Raw genomic sequence first — 16,589 nt, forward strand, 5'->3', positions numbered from 1 at the left:
GCGCGGGCGGGCACCGGCACGCCGCGCGCCGAGCAGCGCCAGCCGTCAGCGACCGTCGGCCAGCGGACGGCGCGCGGCCTCGACGAGCGCCGGCAGCGCCGCGCTGTCGAGCGCGCGCAGGAACGCGACCAGCGCGCGCTTGTCGTCGCCGGTGAGTCCCAGTGGCGCGAGCAGCGGGCTCTTGCCCTCCAGGTCGCCGCCGCCGCGGTCGTAGAAATCGACGACGTCGTCGAGCGTCGCGAGCGACCCGTCGTGCATGTAAGGCGCAGTGCGCGCGACGTTGCGCAGCGACGGCGTGCGAAACGCGTGGCGGTCCGCCGGGTCGAGCGTGACCTCGAAGCGGCCGAGGTCGGGCGGGCGCGGGTCGGCGAAAGGCGTGAGCGCGCCGGCTTCGAGCACCGTCTGCACCCCGGGGGCGAGCGGCACGACGAGCCGTGCCGGGCCCGGCACGAAACCGACGCCGGTGGCGTGGTAGCGGTGGTCGGTGAACGGCGCGTCGCGCTCGCCCACGTGGTGGCAGGCCGCGCAGCGCGCGGCGCCGGTGAAGAGCTCGAACCCGCGCTGCTCGAGCGGCGTCAGCGCCTGCGCGTCGCCGCCATAGCGCCAGCGGTCGAAGCGCGAGCCGGCCGCGACGAGCGATCGCTCGTACGCGGCGAGCGCCGCGCCGACGGTGTCCATCGATGGCCCCCGCCCGTCGAACGCGCGTTCGAAGCGCCCGGCGTACTCGGGCAGTGCACGGATGCGCCCGATCACGTGGCCCGGCGAGGGGTTGGCCATCTCGTGCGGGTGCAGCAGCGGCGACCACGCCTGCGCGTCGAGCGACGGCTCACGCCCGTCGTGGAAAAGCTCGCGCACCCACGCGACGTTGAGCACGGTGGGCGCGTTGCGGCGCAGGCTGCGGCCCTCGATGCCGACCGCGAGCCGCGACGCGTTGGACGCGAAGCCCTCCTCCGGCACGTGACACATCGCGCACGACATCGTGCCGTTGAACGACAGCCGCCGGTCGAAGAACAGCTGCCGCCCGAGTTCGACCTGCGCCGCCGACGGCGGCACCCCCGGCAGCGGCGGCAGGCCGAGCGCGGCGGCGGGCGGCGGCGGCGCGTCGTGGCGGTCGCCGCACGCGGCAAGGGCTGCGATCGCGCACACGAGCGCCGTCACGCCGAAGCGCGTGGCCGCAGGTGCCGCCATCGCCCGTCAGCGCCGCCGCGCTGCGCTCTCGAGCGCGAGCGTGCGCAAGTCGTTGAGCATCACCTCGGGCTGCAGGAACGCGGCGCTGTAGATCTCGCGCACGCGCCCGCGCTCGTCGATGAGAAACACCTTCAGCAGGTGCGTCAGCGTGCGCGTGGGTTGCCCGTCGGCGTCGAGCTCGACCTCGACGTCCTGCCCGAAGCCGTCGAGGATCGGTTTGAGGAAGCGCACCGAGTACGTCGTCAGGAACGCCCACGGCACGTCGCGGTCGCGCGCGTACGCGCCACCGTACAGCTGCATCTGCGCCGGCGTGTCGTGCGTCGGGTCGAACGACAGCGACACCAGCCGCACGCGACCCTTGAGCAGCGGGTCGGCACGCACGCGCTCGCGCAGGTCGACGAAGGTCTCGAACGCGAGCGGGCAGCCGATGGGGTCGGTGCAGTAGGTGTAGACGAAGCTCAGCAGCGTCAGCGCGCCGCGCGTGTAGTGCGACAGCCGCCGCGGCAGCCAGTCGCCGTCGAGCACCCAGCCGTCGGCGGCATGCTGGATCGGCGGCAGCCGGTAGGTGCCCGGCGCGGGAGCGACGAAGTCCTGCTGCGGCCGCGCGACGAGGCCCTTGCCCGGCTCGTACTGTGCCGCCGGCGCGCTGCCGGCGGCCAGCGCCAGCAGCGCCGCCACGCCAGCGCGCGCCGCTGAAGCACCCGCCGTCATCGGCGCACTGCGGCCAGCCGCGTCGACGCGTCGGCGGCGGCGGTGGCCGACGCCGACTTGGCCGAGAACTTCATGTGGTGCGCGCGGCCGAGCTTGAGCTTGTAGAAGTCGACCTCGAACTGCGGCTTGAGCTCCTTGCCGTCCCACGCGAAGGCGCGCAGGAACTGCTCGTCGTCGGCGCCCTTCTTGTCCCAGTTGGCGAGCAGCGACGACGTGATGTAGACGCGCTTGCCGTCCCAGCTCTGCGAGACCATGTTGACCTGCTTGCCGGTGACCTTCTCGTACGTCTGCTTCGGCGCCTCGGGGTTGCTGAGGTCGAAGTAGCGCGTCTTGCCGTCCATGAAGGTGTTGACCCACAGCCCCTTGCCGTCGGCGGTGATCGAGATGTCCACCGGCAGCGGGATCTTGGACGGGTCGCCGATCGTCGCGACCTCCTTGGCCTGCCACTGGCCGCTCGCGTCCTGCTTGATCAGCCACAGCTTGGAGGTCAGCGCGGTGGCGGTGACGGCCCAGTTGTCGCCCGGGTTCAGCGACCAACGGATCTCCAGCGGCGATCCGGGCACGTCGAGCACCTTCTGCGGCTTCATCGACTTCAGGTCCCACACCACCATCGTGTTGCCGAAGCGCTTCATCGCCTCGGCGTCGGCCACCAGCTTGCCCATGTCCATCATGTAGTTGGTCCAGCCGGTGAAGCTCGACGTCAGCAGCACGTTCTTCTGCGGGTTGATGCCGATGTCGTAGCCGTAGCCGTCGCCCTTGCCGATCGCGAGCTCCCCGCGCGGCATGTCGTACTTCTCGACCAGGCCGCCCTGGTTGTTGTACAACGCCATGCCGGTGACGCCGCCGTGGTCCTTCGTGTTCGACAGGCCCTGGATCAGCATCCGCCCGGGCAGCGCGTAGAACGTGTGCGGGCCGACGTAGCCGGTCTTCTGTGCGAAGTCGGCGATCGTGCGCACGAGCTTCGGCTTGGCCGGGTCGGTGCCGACGTCGAAGACGAAGATCTTGTTGTCGTCCAGGCGCCCGGCCCACAGGTAGCGCCGGTCGTCTGTGAAGCCCATGTGGTGCGCCTCGCCGCGCCCGCCCACCGACAGCGTGTGCACGACCTGCCCGTAGGTCTTGCTGCCGGGACGCACGTCGATCGTCACCAGCTTGTCGGAGCCGTCGCCCAGCCCCTGCACGCCGAGCGTCCACACGTGCAGGTACTCCTCCTGGCCCTTGATCAGCTTGCTCGTGTACGGCGAGTTGCAGGTCTCGTCGGCGTGCACCGCGGTCGTCGCGAGTGCAGCCGCCAGCGCCAGCATCGCCCAGCGCGTCTTGCCCGGCTTGTTCATCTTCGTCTCCTCTCGTGGGTTGGGGCGGTGCCAACGTTGCGCCGCGTTCAGGTCCCAAGGCATCCGGGTTAACCCGTGGCGTCACGGGCGGCCTGGCGGCCGCCCTCCAGGCAATTGACCGGCAACGGCGTCGCATATCGGCGCGATGCCGGCGCCGCCGCGGTGCGACGATGCCCTGCATCGACCGCTGCCGGGAGATGCCGATGATCGACCTCGTGCGCCGCACCAGCCAGGCCAGCCGTGTGACCTGGGGCTTCGCGCTGCTGTCGCTGACCACGCTCGCCTTCGGCGTGGCCGCCGACCTCGCGTGGCTCGCCGTGCCGGTGGCGGCGCTGGGACTGCCCGCCGGCTGGATCGTGCGGCAAAGCATCAAGCTGCCGGTGGAAGACACGGTGCAGGCCGTCATGCGCATCGCCCGCGGCGACCTGCAGACCAAGATCGACTCGCCCGGCCGCGACGAGCTGAGCTGGTTGCGCCACGAGCTCGACCGCATGCGCAAGCAGCTGCGCACGATGCTCGAAGGCATCGACGCGTCGGCGCTGGCCGTCTCGGCAGCCGCCGGCGAGATCGCGCAGGGCAACGCGGACCTGTCGTCGCGCACCGAGCAGCAGGCAGCGGCGGTGCAGCACACCGCGAGTTCGATGCACCAGCTCGCCGAGGCGGTGCGCGACAGCGCCGAGCGGGCCCGCCAGGCGCACGACGAGATGGCGCAGGCGCGCGACGTGGCCGCGCGCAGCGCGACGCTGATGCGCGACGTCGTCGGCCGCATCGGCGACATCCAGGCCAGTTCGGGGCGCATCGCCGACATCATCGGCGTCATCGACGGCATCGCGTTCCAGACCAACATCCTCGCGCTCAACGCCGCGGTGGAAGCCGCGCGCGCAGGTGAACAGGGCCGCGGCTTCGCGGTGGTGGCCGGCGAGGTGCGCAGCCTCGCGCAGCGCTGCGCGGCCGCGGCGCGCGAAGTCAAGACGCTGATCGAGGACTCCGGCCAGAAGGTCGAAGCCGGCAGCGCCCTCGTCGCCGACGCCGGCCGCACGATGGACGAGCTCGCGCAGTGCGTGCAGCGCGCCGCACAGCTGGTGGCCGAGATGGCCGGCAGCAGCGCCGCACAGAGCAGCGGCATCGCCGAAGTCCACCAGTCGGTGGGGCACATCGACGGCGCGACGCAGCAAAACGCCGCGCTCGTCGAGCAGATGGCGGCCACCGCGGCCGCACTGCACCAGCAGGCCGAGCAGCTCAAGCACGCCACCGGCGTGTTCCGCGCCGCCTGAAGGACGCGCGGCGGCCCGCGCGCGCCACCCGCGGCCGGCGCCCGGCCGCGCTGCGACAATGGTGGCCGTGAGCGACGAGCGTGAACTCTCCCCCGGCCTGTTCGTGCGCGGCATCGTGCCGCCGCTGAAGCTCGCCGACTTCCGGCTGATCGCGTTCGACATGGACTCGACGCTGATCAACATCGAGTGCGTCGACGAGATCGCCGACGCCGCCGGCCGCAAGGCCGAGGTCGCGGCGATCACCGAGGCCGCGATGCGCGGCGAGATCGCCGACTACAAGGACAGCCTGCGACGCCGCGTCGCGCTGCTGGCCGGCGTGCCGGTCGAGGCGCTCGAGCACGTCTACCGCCAGCGGCTGCAGCTCAACCCCGGCGCCGACGAGCTGGTCGCCGCGTGCCGCGACGCCGGGCTGCACACGCTGCTCGTCTCGGGGGGCTTCACGTTCTTCACCGACCGCGTGCGCCGGCGGCTCAACATCGACACCTCACGCGGCAACGTGCTCGAGATCGAGAACGGCAGGCTCACCGGCCGGCTCGTCGACCAGTGGTGGGGCGACATCGTCGACGGCACGATGAAGCGCGCCACCGTGTTCGAGACGTGCTTTCGCATCGGCTGCGAGCCGTCGCAGGCGATCGCGGTGGGCGACGGCGCCAACGACCTCGAGATGATGGCCGCGGTGGGGCTGAGCGTGGCCTACCGTGCCAAGCCCAAGGTGCGCGCGCAGGCACACGTCGCGATCGACATCGGCGGGCTCGACCGCCTGCTCGAAGTCTTCGAGCCGCGCTGAGCGCGCGGCCCGCCGCGCATCGCCAAGCCCAGCTCAGCCCGGCTCAGGCGGGCTCGGGCACGCTCGGCAGCCCGGCGAGCGCCATCGCGAGTTCCTTCTCGTCGTAGGCCTCGTCCTTCAGCTGGCCGGCGAAGTACTTGTCGTACGCCGCCATGTCGAAGTGGCCGTGACCGCAGAGGTTGAACAAAATCGTCTCGGCCTTGCCTTCGCGCTTGCAGCGCAGCGCCTCCTCGATCGCGCCCTTGACGGCGTGGTTCGCCTCCGGCGCGGGCACGATGCCCTCGGCGCGCGCGAATGCGACGCCCGCGGCGAAGCACTCGGTCTGCGTGTACGCGGTGGCCTCGAGCAGGCCGAGCTCCTTGAGGTGCGACACCAGCGGCGCCATGCCGTGGTAGCGCAGCCCGCCGGCGTGGAACGGCGGCGGCGTGAACGTGCTGCCGAGCGTGTGCATCTTGGTCAGCGGCGTCATGTGGCCGGTGTCGCCGAAGTCGTACGCGTACTTGCCGCGCGTGAGCGACGGGCACGCCGCGGGCTCGACGGCGACGATGCGCGGCTTGGCGCCGCCCCTCAGCCCGTGGCCGATGAACGGGAACGCGATGCCGGCGAAGTTGCTGCCGCCGCCGGTGGCGCCGACGATCACGTCGGGCCACGCGTCGGCCATGCGCATCTGCTCCATCGCCTCCAGGCCGATGACGGTCTGGTGCATCAGCACGTGGTTGAGCACCGAGCCGAGCGCGTACTTGGTGTCGTCGCGCTGCGCGGCCACCTCCACCGCCTCGCTGATCGCGATGCCGAGGCTGCCCGGGTGGTCGGGCTGCTTGGCGAGCACGGCGCGGCCGTAGGCGGTCTCGGTCGACGGCGACGGCAGGCAGCGCGCGCCGTAGGTCTGCATCACGGCGCGGCGGTACGGCTTCTGGTCGTAGCTCACGCGTACCTGGAACACGAGCACCTCGAGCCCGAAGACGCTGCCAGCGAACGCCAGCGACGTGCCCCACTGTCCGGCACCGGTCTCGGTGGTGAGCTTCTTGACGCCGGCTTGCTGGTTGTAGAACGCCTGCGGCACCGCGGTGTTGGGCTTGTGGCTGCCCGCGGGGCTGACGCCCTCGTACTTGTAGAAGATGCGCGCCGGCGTGCCGAGCGCCTTCTCGAGGCGGTGCGCGCGGTACAGCGGGCTCGGGCGCCACAGGCGGAACACGTCGCGCACCGGCTCGGGAATCTCGATCTCGCGCTCGGTCGACACCTCCTGCGCGATCAGCGCCATCGGGAACAGCGGCGCGAGGTCGTCGGGGCCGATCGGCTTGAGGGTGCCCGGGTGCAGCACCGGCGGCAGCGGCTTGGGCAGGTCGGCCTGGATGTTGTACCAGTACTTCGGCATCTGGTGCTCTTCGAGCAGGAACTTGGTCTGCATGCGCGTCTCCTCGCTGGTGGAACCGCCGCAGTGTCGCCGCTGCCGGCGCTGCACGACAGCGGGCTGACCCGGGGCCGGCACCCCGACAATCGCCCGATGGCCCGCGACCCTGCCCCGGCCCTGGCGGCCGCCCTCGCGCGCGAACTCGGCGGCGGCTGGACGCTGCGCCCGCTGGGCGCGAGCGGCTTCTGCGCGACGTGGCAGGCGCAGCGCGGCGACGTGCGGCTGTTCGTCAAGTCGATGCCCGCCGAGGCGGCCGCGCCGCTGCACGCCGAGGCCGACGGGCTGCGCTCGCTCGCTGCGACGCGCACGGTCCGCGTCCCGGCGGTGGCCGCCCTCGCCGACGCCGACGCCGGCGACGCGACGCTGCTCGCGCTCGAGTGGCTCGACCTGCGTGCCCCCGACGCCGGGTTCGGTGCGCGCTTCGGCCGTGCGCTGGCGGCGCTGCACGCGCAGCCGGTGCACCCGCCGCGCTACGGCTGGCCGAGCGACAACGTGATCGGCGCGACGCCGCAGCGCAACCGCCCGACGGCCGGTGACGGCATCGACGACTGGATCGGCTTTTTCGCGCGCGAACGCCTCGGCGCGATGCGCGAGAGGCTCGACGCGCGCCGCTACGGCACACTGATCGGCGCGGTCGACGACGTGATCGCGGCGCTGCCGGCCTTCTTCGCCGACGGCCACGTGCCGCGGCCGAGCCTGATCCACGGCGACCTGTGGAGCGGCAACTGGGGCATGCTCGCCGACGGCACGCCGGTGATCTTCGACCCTGCCGTGTCGTGGTCCGACGCCGAGGCCGAGCTCGCGATGATGGAACTGTTCGGCAGCCCGCCGCCCGGCTTCTGGGCCGCGTACCGCGAGGCCATCGGCGTCCACGCCGGCTACGCACGCCGGCGTGCGCTGTACCAGCTGTACCACCTGCTGAACCACGTCGTGCTGTTCGGCGGTGCGTATCGGCAGCAGGCGCTCGGCGTGGCGCGGGCCTGCGTGCGTGGGTGGCCGTGAGCCGCAAGCGATCGGCCTGGCGCTGCCGCCCACCAGGCCGGCCGCACGACGGCCGCGCCCGCTGCGGAATGGACGGGCGCCGCGGGTGGACATGGGCCCCCGTCATGCGCATACCAGCCTCGGTACGGCATGATCCGGCGTCGTCCAGCCCGACGGCGCACGGTGGCGGACGTCGCGGCGACGTGCGCGGCCGCCGTCGCCCTGCCTGACCCGCCAGACCTTCGACCGCCATGACGACTGTAGCCCGCCTGCACGTCGAATCGCTGTTCGACGACGCCACGTCGACCTTCAGCCACATCGTGCTCGACCGCGCGACGATGCAGTGCGCGATCGTCGACAGCGTGCTCGACTACGACCCCGCATCGGGCCGCACCTCGACCGCCAGCGCCGAGCGCCTGATCGCGCGCGTGCGCGGGCTCGGCGCGAGCGTCCAGTGGCTGCTCGAGACACACGTGCACGCCGACCACCTGTCGGCCACCCCGGTGCTGCAGCGCGCGCTCGGCGGCCAGCTGGCGATCGGCCGCCACATCACGACGGTGCAGCAGACCTTCGGCAAGCTGTTCAACGCCGGTGCCGAGTTCGCGCGCGACGGCTCGCAGTTCGACCGTCTTTTCGACGACGGCGACGCGTTCGCGATCGGCAGCCTGCAGGCCACCGCGCTGCACACGCCGGGCCACACGCCGGCGTGCATGACCTACGTCGTGCGCGACGGCGACGAGACGGTGGCCTTCGTCGGCGACACGCTGTTCAGGCCCGACTACGGCACCGCGCGCTGCGACTTCCCCGGCGGCGACGCCGCGACGCTGTACCGCTCGATCCGCAGGGTGCTCGCGCTGCCGCCGCAGACGCGGCTGTACCTGTGCCACGACTACCCGCGCGAAGGCCACGCGCCGCAGCCGGTGACGACGGTGGCCGAGCAGCGCGCGGGCAACGTGCACGTGCACGACGGCGTCGCCGAAGCCGACTTCGTCGCGATGCGCCGCGCGCGCGACGCGACGCTGAAGATGCCCACGCTGATCCTGCCGTCGGTGCAGGTCAACATGCGCGCCGGCCACTTGCCGCCGGCGGAGGACAACGGCGTGCGCTACCTGAAGATCCCGCTCGACGTGCTTTGAGACGGGCGCGCCGTCGTCACCGCGCTGCACGCATGGCGGCCGTGGACGTCGCGGCGTGCGACCTCGCGCTGACGGTCGGCGGCGCCCGGCCTGCGGCTCAGCCCTGCAGCTGCGCCCACGCCTTCTCGAGCCGCTTGACGCTCACCGGCTGCGGCGTGCGCAGCTCCTGCGCGAACAGGCTCACGCGCAGCTCCTCGAGCAGCCAGCGGAACTCGTCGAGCCGCGCGTCGCGCCGGCCCTTCAGCTCGGCGACGCGCTTGAGCCAGCGCTGTTCGAGCGGGCGCAGCTCGGCGAGCCGCTGCGCGTCGCGTGCCGGGTCGGCGCGCCACTTGTCGAGCCGCAGGACGATCGCCTTCAGGTAGCGCGGCAGGTGCTGCAGCTGCGCCCACGGCGTCTCGACGAGGAAGCGCTTGGGCACCAGCCGCTGCAGCTGCGCGGCGATGTCGTCGGCCACCTCCTTCGGTGCGCGGCTGTCCTTGAGCTTGCGGCTCGCGGCCGCGTACGCGGCGAGGATCGCACCGGCCTGCCGCGCGACTTCGTGCGCGATCAGGTTCAGCCGCGCGCGGCCTTCGTCGATGCGCGCCTTGAAGCTGCGCGCGTCGGTGGGCAGCGGCTCGGCGAGGAACGCGCGGTCGAGCGCGACGTCGACGATCTGCGCGCGCAGCTCCTCGAGCGTGCCCAGGCCCATGTACTGCGCCGCCATCGCCTGCAGGTCGGGGATGTGCTTCTCGAGGTACCTCAGCGGCTCGCGGATCTGCAGCGCGACGAGGCGGCGCAGCCCGACGCGGTGCTTCGCCGCGGCGACCTCGGGCTCGTCGAAGACCTCGATCTCGACGTGCGTACCTTTGTCGACGAGCGCCGGGAAGCCGACCAGCGTCTGAGCGCCCTTGCGGATCTCCATCAGCTCGGGCAGCTCGCCGAAGGTCCACGCGGTGTAGGTCATGGCCGGGGCCTCGGCCGGCGGTGCGCGGCGCTCGACGGTGGCCGCGACGCCCCGCGACGCCGCGGTCGTGGCCGCCGCGGCTGCCGCGGCTGCCGCGGCGGACGCGGCCGGCGGCGACGCGGCGGCGCCGAGCTTCAGCGCCGCGAGCGCCTGGAACGCGCTCCTCGCCTGGCCCCCGAGCTCGGCCTTCAGCGTCGGCAGGTGCCGGCCCATGCCGAGCTGGCGGCCGTGCTCGTCGACGACGCGCAGGTTCATCAGCAGGTGCGGGCTCAGCTGCTCGAGCTTGAAGTCGGCGCGCTGCACCGGCAGCTGCGTGCGCTCGCGCACGGCGGCCAGCAACCGCTCGACGAGCGAACCGTCGCCGAACGGCGTCGCGTCGACGAAGGCCTGCGCGAACTCGGGCAGCGGCAGCAGCCGCGAGCGCGGCCGGCCCGGCAGCGTCTTCAGCAGCGCGACGACCTTATCCTTCAGCATCCCGGGCACGAGCCACTCGCAGCGCTCGTCGCTGACCTGGTTCAGCGCATAGATCGGCACCGTCACCGTCAGGCCGTCCTTCGCGTCGCCGGGCGCGTGCAGGTAGCTCGCCGCGCAGTCGACGCCGCCCAGGCGCACGACCTTCGGGAACGCCGCCGTCGTGACGCCGGCGGCCTCGTGGCGCATCAGCTCGTCGCGCGTGAGCTGCAGCAGGTCCGGGCGGCGCCTGACCTCGTCGCGGTACCACTTCTCGAGCGCCGCACCGCCGGTGACCTCGGCCGGGATCTGCGCGTCGTAGAAGGCGTAGATGAGTTCGTCGTCGACGAGCACGTCCTGCCGGCGCGACTTGTGCTCGAGCTCCTGCACCTGGCGGATCAGCTTGCGGTTGTGCGCGAAGAACGGCAGCTTCGTGTCCCAGGTGTCTTCGGTCAGGCCGGCGACGAGCGCCTCGCGGATGAAGATCTCGCGCGCCCCGGCCGGGTCGAGCTTCGCGTAGCTGACGCGGCGGTCGTTGTAGAGCACGAGGCCGTACAGCGTCGCGCGCTCGAGCGCGACCACCTCGCCGGCCTTCTTCTCCCAGTGCGGCTCGAGCAGCTGCTTCTTCAGCAGGTGGCCGGCCAGCGCCTCGATCCACTTCGGCTCGATCGTTGCGATGCCGCGCGCGTACAGCCGCGTCGTCTCGACCAGCTCGGCGGCGACGATCCAGCGTCCCGGCTTCTTCGACAGGTGCACGCCGGGGTGGCGCCAGAACTTGATGCCGCGCGCGCCGAGGTAGTGCTCGTCGTCGTCGCGACCCTGACGGCCCCCCACCCCCCGAGGGGGCGGGCCGACTTGGGGCGGCCCGGCGTCGGCCCTCACACCCACGTTGCCGAGCAGCCCGGCGAGCAGCGAGCAGTGGATCTGCTCGTAGGTGGCCGGCGCCGTGTTCAGCCGCCAGCCGTGCTCGGCGACGACGGTGTGCAGCTGGGCGTGGATGTCGCGCCACTCGCGCACGCGCCGCGGGCTGACGAAGTGCTCGCGCAGGCGCTGCTCCTGCTGGCGGTGGCTGAGCTTGTGGGTGTCGGTCTTCTCGCCAGCGTGGCCATGTACGCCGCGCCCGGCCTCGATCCACTGCCACAGCTTCAGCGTGCCCATGAACTCCGACTTCTCGTCGTCGAACGCCTTGTGCTTCTCGTCGGCGGCCTGCTGCTGCTCGAGCGGGCGGTCGCGCACGTCCTGGCCGCTGAGCGCGCTGGCGATCACGAGCACCTCGCTCAGCGCCTGGCGCTGCCGCGCCTCGAGGATCATGCGGCCCACGCGGGGGTCCAGCGGCAGCCGCGCGAGCTCGCGGCCGGTCGCCGTCAGTTCGTTGGCATCGTCGACCGCGCCGAGCTCGGCGAGCAGCGCGTAGCCGTCGGCGATCGCCTTGCCCGGCGGGCGCTCGAGGAACGGGAAGTCCTCGACGGCGCCGAGGCCGAGCGACTTCATCCGCAGGATCACACCGGCCAGCGACGAGCGCAGGATCTCGGGGTCGGTGAAGCGCGGCCGCGCGGCGAACGACGCCTCGTCGTACAGCCGGATGCAGATGCCGTGGGCCACGCGCCCGCAGCGCCCGGCGCGCTGGTTCGCCGCGGCCTGGCTGATCGGCTCGACCTGCAGCTGCTCGACCTTGTGGCGGTAGCTGTAGCGCTTGACGCGCGCCAGGCCCGAATCGATCACGTAGCGAATCCCGGGCACCGTGAGCGACGTCTCGGCGACGTTGGTCGCGAGCACGATGCGCCGGCCGTTGCCGGGCGTGAACACGCGGTCCTGCTCGGCCTGCGACAGCCGCGCGAACAGCGGCAGGATCTCCGCGGGCGGCCCGCCGCGGTGCTGGCTGGCCAGGTGCCTGCGCAGGTGGTCCGCCGCGTCGCGGATCTCGCGCTCGCCGGGCAGGAACACGAGGATGTCGCCCGGGCCCTCGCGCCACAGCTCGTCGACGGCGTCGGCGATCGCATCGTCGAGGCTGTAATCCTTCCTGTCGTCGAAGGGCCGCCAGCGCTGCTCGACCGGGTACAGCCGGCCGCTGACCTGCACCACCGGCGCCGGGCCGCGGGCACTCGCGAAGTGGTTCGCGAAGCGCTCGGCGTCGATCGTCGCCGAGGTCACGATCACCTTCAGGTCGGGGCGGCGCGGCAGGATGTGCAGCAGGTGGCCGAGCAGGAAGTCGATGTTCAGGCTGCGCTCGTGCGCCTCGTCGACGATGATCGTGTCGTAGGCCTTGAGCAGCGGGTCGCCCTGCGTCTCGGCGAGCAGGATGCCGTCGGTCATCAGCTTGACGCTCGCACCCGGCTGCAGGCGGTCGTGGAAGCGCACCTTGTAGCCGACGACTTCGCCGAGCGGTGTGCGCAGTTCCTCGGCGATGCGCTTGGCCACGCTCGAGGCGGCGATACGCCGCGGCTGCGTGTGCCCGATCAGCCCGCTCCCACCCGCGCCGAGGCCGCGGCCGAGCTCGAGCGCGATCTTCGGCAGCTGCGTCGTCTTGCCCGAACCCGTCTCGCCGCAGACGATGACCACCGGCTGCTCGCGCAAAGCGCGCGCGATCTCGTCGCGCCGTGCCGAGACCGGCAGCGCTTCGGGGTACGTGATCGGCGGGACGGGGTTCGCGCGCGGCGGCGGCATCGGGGCGCGGATTATCCGGGGACATGAAGCCGTGCGTCGCAGGGGGCTGCGGCACAATGCGCGCCGTCATGAGCCTGGTCTTTCCGCACACCTTCGTGCCGTGGTTTCGCGCCGTCGCGCCGTACATCCACGCCTACCGCGGCAAGACCTTCGTCGTCGGTCTGACCGGCGAGGGCATCGCCGCCGGCAAGCTCAACAACGTCGTGCAGGACCTCGCGATCCTGCACGCGATCGGCATCAAGCTCGTGCTCGTGCACGGCTTTCGGCCGCAGGTCGACGAGCAGCTGCGGGCCAAGGGGCACGAATCGCGCTTCGTGCACGGCCTGCGGGTGACCGATGCGGTGGCGCTCGACGCCGCGCAGGAGGCCGCCGGGCAGTTGCGCTTCGAGATCGAGGCCGCGTTCTCGCAGGGGCTGCCGAACACGCCGATGGCCAACGCCACCGTGCGTGTCGTCTCGGGCAACTTCCTGATCGCGCGCCCGGTGGGCATCGTCGACGGCGTCGACTTCATGCACAGCGGCGTCGTGCGCCGTGTCGACGGTGCGGCGATCCGCCGCGCGATCGACATCGGCGCGCTCGTGCTGCTCAGCCCCTTCGGCTTCTCGCCCACCGGCGAGGCGTTCAACCTGACGATGGAAGACGTCGCGACGAAGACGGCGATCGCGCTGAAGGCCGACAAGCTGCTGTTCCTGACCGAGCTGCCCGGCATCCGCGAGCGGCTCGACGACCCCGACAGCGACATCGACACCGAGATGGCGCTCGCCGACGCGAAGCGGCTGCTCGCGAGCCTGCCGCCTCCGGGCAAGCCGACCGATGCCGCGTTCTACCTGCGCCACTGCGTCGCCGCGTGCGAGGGCGGCGTCGAACGATCGCACATCCTGCCGTTCGCCGTCGACGGCGCGATCCTGCAGGAGGTGTTCACGCACGACGGCATCGGCACGATGGTCGTCGACGAGAAGCTCGAGAGCCTGCGCGAAGCGACCCCCGACGACGTCGGCGGCATCCTGCAGCTGATCGAGCCGTTCGAGCGCGACGGCACGCTGGTGCGCCGCGAGCGGCACGAGATCGAGCGCGACATCGCCAACTACACCGTCATCGAGCACGACGGCATCATCTTCGGCTGCGCGGCGCTGTACCCCTACCCCGAGGCCAAGACCGGCGAGATGGCCGCGCTGACCGTCGCGCCCGATTCGCAGGGCCAGGGCGACGGCGAGCGCATGCTCAAGCGCATCGAGCAGCGCGCGCGTGCAATCGGGCTCGAGAGCATCTTCGTGCTGACGACGCGCACGATGCACTGGTTCCTCAAGCGCGGCTTCCACCCGGTCGACCCGGACTGGCTGCCCGAAGCGCGCAAGCGCAAGTACAACTGGGACCGGCGTTCGCAGGTGCTGGTCAAGAAACTGGTCTGAGCAAGGAGATTCCGATGGCCCGCATGGTGCAGTGCGTCTACCTGAAGAAGGAAGCCGAGGGGCTGGACTTCCCGCCCTACCCCGGCGAGCTCGGCAAGCGCATCTACGACAACGTCAGCAAAGAGGCGTTCGAGATGTGGAAGCGCCACCAGACGATGCTCGTCAACGAGAACCGCCTGAACCTCGCCGACGCGCGCGCGCGCCAGTACCTGGCGCGGCAGATGGAGCAGTTCTTCTTCGGCGCCGGCGCCGACAAGCCGGCCGGCTACGTGCCGCCGTCGAACTGACGGCACGCGCTGTGACGCACGCCGCCCGACGGCGGCGTGCCGCCGTCGTCATTTGAAGCCGACGCGGTCCAGCATCATCTGGACTTGCGCCGTGTTGGCGCCGACTTTGGCGATCGGCACCGTTTCCGCCTTGAATCGGCCGAACGCGGCGAGCGCCGGATTCTCGGTCTGCACCCCCGGCACCGTCGGATATTCGTTGTTGCCGTCGGCAAGGTAACGCTGCGCACTGTCGCTGGCGAGGTATTCGAGGAACTTGACCGCCGCGTCGCGGTTCTTCGCGTGGCGCGCCACCGCGCCGCCCGAGATATTGACGTGCGTGCCCCAGCTCGACTGGTTCGGGAACATCACGCGCGTGCGGTCGACGACGGCCTTGTCGGCCGGATTCGTCGAGCGCATCAGCCGGGCGTAGTAATAGGTGTTGGTGATCGCGACGCCGCATTCGCCGGCGGCCACCGCGCGAATCTGGTCGGTGTCGCCGCCCTTCGGGTCGCGCGCGAGATTGGCCACGACGCCCTTCAGCCAGGCCTCGGCCTGGTCGGCACCGAGGTGCTCGATCACCGACGCGAACAGGCTCAGGTTGTACGGGTGCGAGCCCGAGCGGCTGCAGATCAGCCCCTTCATCGCCGGCGCTGCGAGCTTTTCGTAGCTGTCGATGTCGGTGGGCTTCACGCGCGTCGGGTCGTAGACGAGCACGCGCGCCCGGGTCGAGAAGCCGAACCACTGCGACCCCTGGCCGGTGTCGGCGCCGCGGAACTGCGCGGGGATGCGCTGTTCGAGCACCGCCGAGCGCACCGGCTGGAACAGGCCATCCTGCTCGGCGCGCCACAGCCGCGCGGCGTCGACGAGCAGGATCACGTCGGCCGGGCTCGCGCTGCCCTCGGCCTTCAGCCGCGCGAGGATGCCGGCGTCGTCGGCATCGACGCGGTTGATGCGGATGCCGGTAGCCTTCGTGAAATCGGCGTACAGCCGCTCGTCGGTCTGGTAGTGGCGCGCCGAATACAGGTTCAGCACCTGCTGCTGCGCCAGCGCAGGCACCGTGGCGGCGACGCTGGCGGCGGTCAGCGCGAGCGTGGCGAGGGTGCGGCGCAGACGCCGAGACGAAACGTGTGGCATCGGGAAGGGCTCCGGGTGGGTTTTGTGTCGGAAGCTCAATGTAAACGCAAACGGTTTGCATTTGCAACCAATCCCGAGTCCGGCATGTGGGTGCGGGCGGCCGACGGATCGGCGGCGCGGATGGGCGCCGCACGATCGCCGCCGCCAAGCCCCGACCGCTGCGTGCACCGCGCCCGGCGCACGCGACCAATTCGGGCAGGTCGATTCCTCGCCAAAACCCGCTGGACCTTGGGTGAACCCCACATCTGAAACCCTGTCGCCCCGAGCGCGCGAGTTTCGCGGAGGGATGTCACAGGTCAACCCTGCCCGCATGCGGCATTCCTCAGCGAGTGCACCACCCCCGCGGTGAAACCCCGCGGAAAACGCCCCGGCAAATCCGCCCGCTTCGGCCATCCCCGAGTCACCACGTCGCGCGTTCTGCGCTACGATTGCCATGCATCAAATCGACGGAGATTCCAGGATGCCCACCCTGCAGGAATTGCTGGCCCAGAAGGCGGAAATCGAAAAACAGATCATCGAAACCCAGCGCGCCGAGCGCGCCGAAGCGATCGCGAAAGTGAAGGCGCTGATGGCCGAATACGGATTGACGCTGGCCGACCTGTCGGCGCGTGCGCCCGCCGCGCCGAAAGCCGCGAAGACCGCGGCCAGCCGCAAGGCGCCGGTCAAGTACCGCAACCCCGCCACCGGCGCCACCTGGAGCGGCCGCGGCCTGCAGCCGAAGTGGCTGCGCGCCGAGCTGGCCGCCGGCCGTCAGCTGTCGGATTTCGCCGTCTGACCGCACGCGAAGCGACCGCCCGCGGCGCCGCGGCCACAGCCGGCGCCGCCATGCGAACGAAGGCCGCCCGCGGGCGGCCTTCGCCGTTGTGGCAGCCCGCGGCCGGCGCGCCGTGAGCGACGACCCCGC

The 16,589-nt window shown here is 71.6% G+C and carries 13 protein-coding genes; 7 read left to right on the forward strand and 6 right to left on the reverse strand.

What is annotated here, in order from left to right:
* Positions 1–45 precede the first annotated feature (45 nt).
* The 3 genes from DRV96_RS03295 to mtoX are packed head-to-tail and all read right to left on the reverse strand — an operon-like array spanning position 46 to position 3,230.
* Complete coding sequence (locus DRV96_RS03295) at positions 46–1,188, reverse strand: cytochrome-c peroxidase (RefSeq protein WP_119287695.1); 1,143 nt, start codon at positions 1,186–1,188, stop codon at positions 46–48.
* Between the two features lie 6 nt (positions 1,189–1,194).
* Positions 1,195–1,899 (reverse strand): SCO family protein, encoded by a 705-nt coding sequence (locus DRV96_RS03300; protein WP_119287697.1) that lies wholly within the window; start codon positions 1,897–1,899, stop codon positions 1,195–1,197.
* Positions 1,896–3,230: a methanethiol oxidase gene (gene mtoX / locus DRV96_RS03305; RefSeq protein WP_119287700.1), complete on the reverse strand. Its 1,335-nt coding sequence runs from the start codon at positions 3,228–3,230 to the stop codon at positions 1,896–1,898. The genes DRV96_RS03300 and mtoX overlap by 4 nt, the downstream gene beginning before the upstream one ends.
* Positions 3,231–3,400: 170 nt before the next feature.
* Between mtoX and DRV96_RS03310 the strand changes: the two genes are divergently transcribed.
* Together DRV96_RS03310 and serB are read left to right on the forward strand one after the other, a co-directional pair.
* On the forward strand, positions 3,401–4,504 hold the full coding sequence (locus DRV96_RS03310) for a methyl-accepting chemotaxis protein (RefSeq protein ID WP_235823261.1): 1,104 nt from the start codon (positions 3,401–3,403) through the stop codon (positions 4,502–4,504).
* Between the two features lie 58 nt (positions 4,505–4,562).
* Positions 4,563–5,291, forward strand: a complete 729-nt coding sequence (serB, locus tag DRV96_RS03315; protein WP_119287702.1) for a phosphoserine phosphatase SerB — start codon at positions 4,563–4,565, stop codon at positions 5,289–5,291.
* Positions 5,292–5,334: 43 nt separating this feature from the next.
* Here serB and DRV96_RS03320 read toward each other — a convergent pair whose 3' ends face one another.
* Positions 5,335–6,699, reverse strand: coding sequence for a TrpB-like pyridoxal phosphate-dependent enzyme (locus tag DRV96_RS03320; protein ID WP_119287704.1), 1,365 nt, complete (start codon positions 6,697–6,699; stop codon positions 5,335–5,337).
* Between the two features lie 96 nt (positions 6,700–6,795).
* Between DRV96_RS03320 and DRV96_RS03325 the strand changes: the two genes are divergently transcribed.
* Both DRV96_RS03325 and DRV96_RS03330 read left to right on the forward strand, forming a co-directional pair.
* Entirely contained in the window at positions 6,796–7,704 is a 909-nt protein-coding gene (locus DRV96_RS03325) for a fructosamine kinase family protein (protein WP_119287707.1), read from the forward strand.
* A gap of 230 nt (positions 7,705–7,934) precedes the next feature.
* A complete protein-coding gene (locus tag DRV96_RS03330) occupies positions 7,935–8,819 on the forward strand; it encodes an MBL fold metallo-hydrolase (protein WP_119287709.1) in 885 nt (294 codons plus the stop codon).
* A gap of 97 nt (positions 8,820–8,916) precedes the next feature.
* On the opposite strand, the gene hrpA is transcribed toward DRV96_RS03330, so the two are convergent.
* Positions 8,917–12,876, reverse strand: coding sequence for an ATP-dependent RNA helicase HrpA (gene hrpA / locus DRV96_RS03335; RefSeq protein WP_119287711.1), 3,960 nt, complete (start codon positions 12,874–12,876; stop codon positions 8,917–8,919).
* Between the two features lie 68 nt (positions 12,877–12,944).
* Between hrpA and argA the strand changes: the two genes are divergently transcribed.
* The gene (gene argA, locus DRV96_RS03340) at positions 12,945–14,285 is read left to right on the forward strand and encodes an amino-acid N-acetyltransferase (RefSeq protein ID WP_119287713.1); all 1,341 of its coding nucleotides are present in this window, start codon (positions 12,945–12,947) and stop codon (positions 14,283–14,285) included.
* 14 nt (positions 14,286–14,299) lie between these two features.
* Positions 14,300–14,572, forward strand: a complete 273-nt coding sequence (locus tag DRV96_RS03345; RefSeq protein ID WP_119287715.1) for an oxidative damage protection protein — start codon at positions 14,300–14,302, stop codon at positions 14,570–14,572.
* A gap of 48 nt (positions 14,573–14,620) precedes the next feature.
* Here the strand turns inward: DRV96_RS03345 and DRV96_RS03350 are convergent, their stop codons facing one another.
* Positions 14,621–15,685, reverse strand: a complete 1,065-nt coding sequence (locus tag DRV96_RS03350; RefSeq protein WP_119287717.1) for a Fe(3+) ABC transporter substrate-binding protein — start codon at positions 15,683–15,685, stop codon at positions 14,621–14,623.
* Between the two features lie 460 nt (positions 15,686–16,145).
* On the opposite strand from DRV96_RS03350, the gene DRV96_RS03355 reads away from it, so the two are divergent.
* Positions 16,146–16,460, forward strand: coding sequence for an H-NS histone family protein (locus DRV96_RS03355; protein WP_119287719.1), 315 nt, complete (start codon positions 16,146–16,148; stop codon positions 16,458–16,460).
* Positions 16,461–16,589: the final 129 nt, after the last annotated feature.

This window comes from Azohydromonas sediminis (assembly GCF_003574675.1).
In the GTDB taxonomy this organism is placed as follows: Bacteria; Pseudomonadota; Gammaproteobacteria; order Burkholderiales; family Burkholderiaceae_C; genus Calidifontimicrobium; species Calidifontimicrobium sediminis.

Excerpts from the sequence above, each read along its gene's own strand:
- DRV96_RS03295 (WP_119287695.1), bottom strand. The coding sequence starts at position 1,188 with ATGGCGGCACCTGCGGCCACGCGCTTCGGCGTGACGGCGCTCGTGTGC.
- DRV96_RS03300 (WP_119287697.1), bottom strand. The coding sequence starts at position 1,899 with ATGACGGCGGGTGCTTCAGCGGCGCGCGCTGGCGTGGCGGCGCTGCTG.
- mtoX (WP_119287700.1), bottom strand. The coding sequence starts at position 3,230 with ATGAACAAGCCGGGCAAGACGCGCTGGGCGATGCTGGCGCTGGCGGCT.
- DRV96_RS03310 (WP_235823261.1), top strand. The coding sequence starts at position 3,401 with ATGCCCTGCATCGACCGCTGCCGGGAGATGCCGATGATCGACCTCGTG.
- serB (WP_119287702.1), top strand. The coding sequence starts at position 4,563 with ATGGTGGCCGTGAGCGACGAGCGTGAACTCTCCCCCGGCCTGTTCGTG.
- DRV96_RS03320 (WP_119287704.1), bottom strand. The coding sequence starts at position 6,699 with ATGCAGACCAAGTTCCTGCTCGAAGAGCACCAGATGCCGAAGTACTGG.
- DRV96_RS03325 (WP_119287707.1), top strand. The coding sequence starts at position 6,796 with ATGGCCCGCGACCCTGCCCCGGCCCTGGCGGCCGCCCTCGCGCGCGAA.
- DRV96_RS03330 (WP_119287709.1), top strand. The coding sequence starts at position 7,935 with ATGACGACTGTAGCCCGCCTGCACGTCGAATCGCTGTTCGACGACGCC.
- hrpA (WP_119287711.1), bottom strand. The coding sequence starts at position 12,876 with ATGCCGCCGCCGCGCGCGAACCCCGTCCCGCCGATCACGTACCCCGAA.
- argA (WP_119287713.1), top strand. The coding sequence starts at position 12,945 with ATGAGCCTGGTCTTTCCGCACACCTTCGTGCCGTGGTTTCGCGCCGTC.
- DRV96_RS03345 (WP_119287715.1), top strand. The coding sequence starts at position 14,300 with ATGGCCCGCATGGTGCAGTGCGTCTACCTGAAGAAGGAAGCCGAGGGG.
- DRV96_RS03350 (WP_119287717.1), bottom strand. The coding sequence starts at position 15,685 with ATGCCACACGTTTCGTCTCGGCGTCTGCGCCGCACCCTCGCCACGCTC.
- DRV96_RS03355 (WP_119287719.1), top strand. The coding sequence starts at position 16,146 with ATGCCCACCCTGCAGGAATTGCTGGCCCAGAAGGCGGAAATCGAAAAA.